The sequence below is a fragment of the Candidatus Binatia bacterium genome, from assembly GCA_035631035.1.
In the GTDB taxonomy this organism is placed as follows: domain Bacteria; phylum Eisenbacteria; class RBG-16-71-46; order SZUA-252; family SZUA-252; genus DASQJL01.
Window position 1 is genome coordinate 1 of sequence record DASQJL010000132.1, and the last position, 2,996, is coordinate 2,996.

The window sequence follows — 2,996 nt, forward strand, 5'->3', positions numbered from 1 at the left end:
GGGCGGGTGTCGGGGGTCGGGGGGTCCGGGGGTCCCAGACGGCCTCGGGGCAGGAGCTTCCCTTCGTCGTCGCGGACCTCCGGACCTCCGGACCTCCGGATTTCCGGACCCCTCGACCCCCGGACCCCCGCTTACATTTCCCCCATGCCCGACGCCACCCGCATCCCGGTCATCGTCTCGGCCGCTCGGACGCCGATCGGCAAGTTCCTCGGCTCCCTCTCCAGCCTTTCCGCGCCGGAGCTCGGCGCGGTCGCGATTCGTGCCGCGCTCGAGCGCGCCGGCATCGAAGGTGGCGAGGTGCAGGAAGTGATCATGGGCAACGTCATCCAGGGCGGGGTGGGGCAGGCTCCCGCGCGACAGGCGTCGCTCAAGTCGGGAATCCCGGCCACCGTCAGCGCCGTTACCATCAACAAGGTGTGCGGATCGGGGCTCAAGGCGGTCATGCTCGCCGCGCAGGCGATCAAGGCCGGCGATGCCGACGTGATCGTCGCGGGCGGCATGGAGTCGATGTCGAACGTGCCCTACCTGCTCCCGAAGGCGCGCACCGGCTATCGCCTGGGCAACGGCGAGCTGGTGGACGGCGTCGTGTACGACGGCCTCTGGTGCGCGTTCAAGAACCATCACATGGGCAACTCGGCCGAGTTCATCGCGAAGAAATTCGGCGTCACGCGCGAGGACCAGGACCGCTTCTCGGTGGACAGCCACAAGAAGGCGGTCGCCGCCCAGAAGGAGGGCGCGTTCAAGGACGAGATCGTCCCGGTGCTGATCCCCCAGAAGAAGGGGGAGCCCAAGTGCTTCTGCCAGGACGAGCGGCCGCGCCCCGACACGTCGATGGAGACGCTGGGGAAGCTCCGCCCAGCCTTCGACAAGGAGGGCACGGTCACGGCGGGGAATGCTCCGGGCCTGAACGACGGCGCCTCGGCGGTCGTGGTGATGTCCGAAGCCGCGTTGAAGCGCACCGGGGCCAAGGCGATGGCGCGCATCAACGGCTACGCCACGGGCGGCGTCGCTCCCGAGATGATCTTCTACGCCCCGGTGATCGCCGTTCGGAAGCTGGCCGAGAAGCTCGGGCGGAAGACGAACGAGTGGGATCTGATCGAGGCGAACGAAGCGTTCGCGGCGCAGGCGATCGTGGACGCGAAGGAGCTGGGTTGGGATCCGGAGCGGCTCAACGTGCGCGGCGGGGCCGTGGCGCTGGGGCATCCGATCGGAGCCTCGGGCGCGCGGGTGCTCACGACGCTCCTCTACGCCATGCGCGACAAGAAGGCCAAGACCGGTCTCGCGACCCTCTGCCTGGGCGGCGGCAACGCCGTGGCGCTCAGCGTGGAGGCCGTATGACTCCCGCTTCAGGTCCGGCGCCAAGCCCGGCCGCGACAGGCGCCGCAAGCAAGGCGGCTACCGTCTCGGCGCGCCCTGTCGTCGTGGCCGGCGCCGGCACCATGGGGAACGGCATCGCCCAGACCTTTGCGGCCGCGGGTCATCGCGTTCTCCTGCTCGAGGCCAATGCGGCCGCGCTGCAGCGCGGCATGGGCACGATCACGAAGAGCCTCGGAAAGCTGGTCGAGAAGGGCAAGCTGACGATGGACGCCCGCGACGAGGCGCTCGCGCGCATCGCGACCGAGAGCGCCGACTTCCCGACGGGCGACTGCGTCATCGCCGTCGAGGCGGTGCCCGAGAAGCTGGAGATCAAGCGCGAGGTGCTGCGCATGCTCGACGGGATGCTCCCGGCGGGCGCGATCCTCGCCACGAACACCTCCTCCATCTCGATCACCGAGCTGGCGGCCGGCACGAGCCGCCCCGCACGCTTCGTCGGCATGCACTTCATGAATCCCGTCCCCTTGATGCCGCTGGTCGAAGTGGTGCGCGGCCTCGATACCACCGAGGCGACCGTGGCCGAGACGCTGGAGCTTGCGAAAGCCCTCGGCAAGACGCCGGTCGTGGTCTCCGACCGGCCCGGCTTCGTCTCCAATCGCGTGCTCCTGCCGATGATCAACGAGGCGGCGTTCGCGCTGATGGAGGGGGTGGCCGACCGCGAGGCGATCGACACCGTCATGAAGCTGGGGATGAACCATCCGATGGGGCCGCTGGCGCTGGCCGATCTCATCGGCATCGACGTCTGCCTGGACATCATGAACGTGCTCCATCAGGGATTCGGCGACAGTAAGTACCGTCCCTGTCCGCTGCTCAAGAGCATGGTCGCGGCCGGGCGGCTGGGTCGAAAGACGGGGCGGGGGTTCTACGACTACGCGACCTGACGGCCGCGCCCGCCGATGAATTTCGAACCGACCGAAGAGCAGGAAATGCTCCGGTCGTTCGCGCGCGAGTTCGCCCAGGGCGAGATCGTGCCGCGCGCGCACGAGATCGAGACTTCCGCGTCCTTGCCGGACCCGCTCCGGCAGGCGCTCCGCGAGAACAACTTCTTCTCCCTGCTGATCCCCGAGGAGTTCGGCGGCTCCGCCGTGGGGTACGTCTCCTACGCGATGATCCTCGAGGAGCTGGCGCGCGCGTCGGCCGCCGTGGCGATCACGGTCTCGGTGCACAACTCCGTCACGGCGGGGCCGATCCAGAGCTTCGGAAGCGAGGCCCAGCGAAAGAAGTGGCTCCCGCTCCTGGCCCAGACGCACCTCGGCGCCTTCGCCTTGACCGAGCCCGGCTCGGGGTCTGACGCGGCCGCGCTCACCACCCGGGCCTGCCGGGACGGGGAGAGCTACGTCCTGAACGGGCAGAAGACCTTCGTCACCAACGGGAAGTACGCGGACCTGTTCCTGGTGATGGCGCGCACCAGCCCGGATCAGAAGCACCGGGGGATCAGCTCCTTCCTGGTCGAGCGGGAGTCGCCCGGGCTCCGGATCGGTAAGGAGATCCAGAAGATGGGGCTGCACGGCTCGGACACGGTGGAGCTCTTCTTCGAGGACTGCAGGGTCCCGGCCGAGAACCGCCTGGCCGAGGAGGGGTATGGATTCCGGGTGGCCATGACCTCGCTGGACGCCGGACGG

The 2,996-nt window shown here is 69.0% G+C and carries 3 protein-coding genes; all 3 read left to right on the top strand.

Annotated features, from left to right (window positions below):
• The first annotated feature begins 144 nt into the window (after positions 1 to 144).
• Positions 145 to 1,338, top strand: a complete 1,194-nt coding sequence (locus VE326_14825) for an acetyl-CoA C-acetyltransferase (GenBank protein ID HYJ34474.1) — start codon at positions 145 to 147, stop codon at positions 1,336 to 1,338.
• A gap of 83 nt (positions 1,339 to 1,421) precedes the next feature.
• Positions 1,422 to 2,255, top strand: coding sequence for a 3-hydroxyacyl-CoA dehydrogenase NAD-binding domain-containing protein (locus VE326_14830; GenBank protein HYJ34475.1), 834 nt, complete (start codon positions 1,422 to 1,424; stop codon positions 2,253 to 2,255).
• Between the two features lie 15 nt (positions 2,256 to 2,270).
• A partial coding sequence (locus VE326_14835) for an acyl-CoA dehydrogenase family protein (GenBank protein HYJ34476.1) occupies positions 2,271 to 2,996 on the top strand: 726 nt, incomplete at its 3' end.

Bases quoted from the DNA above. Each gene is read 5' to 3' on its own strand.
- VE326_14825 (HYJ34474.1), top strand. From the start codon at position 145: ATGCCCGACGCCACCCGCATCCCGGTCATCGTCTCGGCCGCTCGGACG.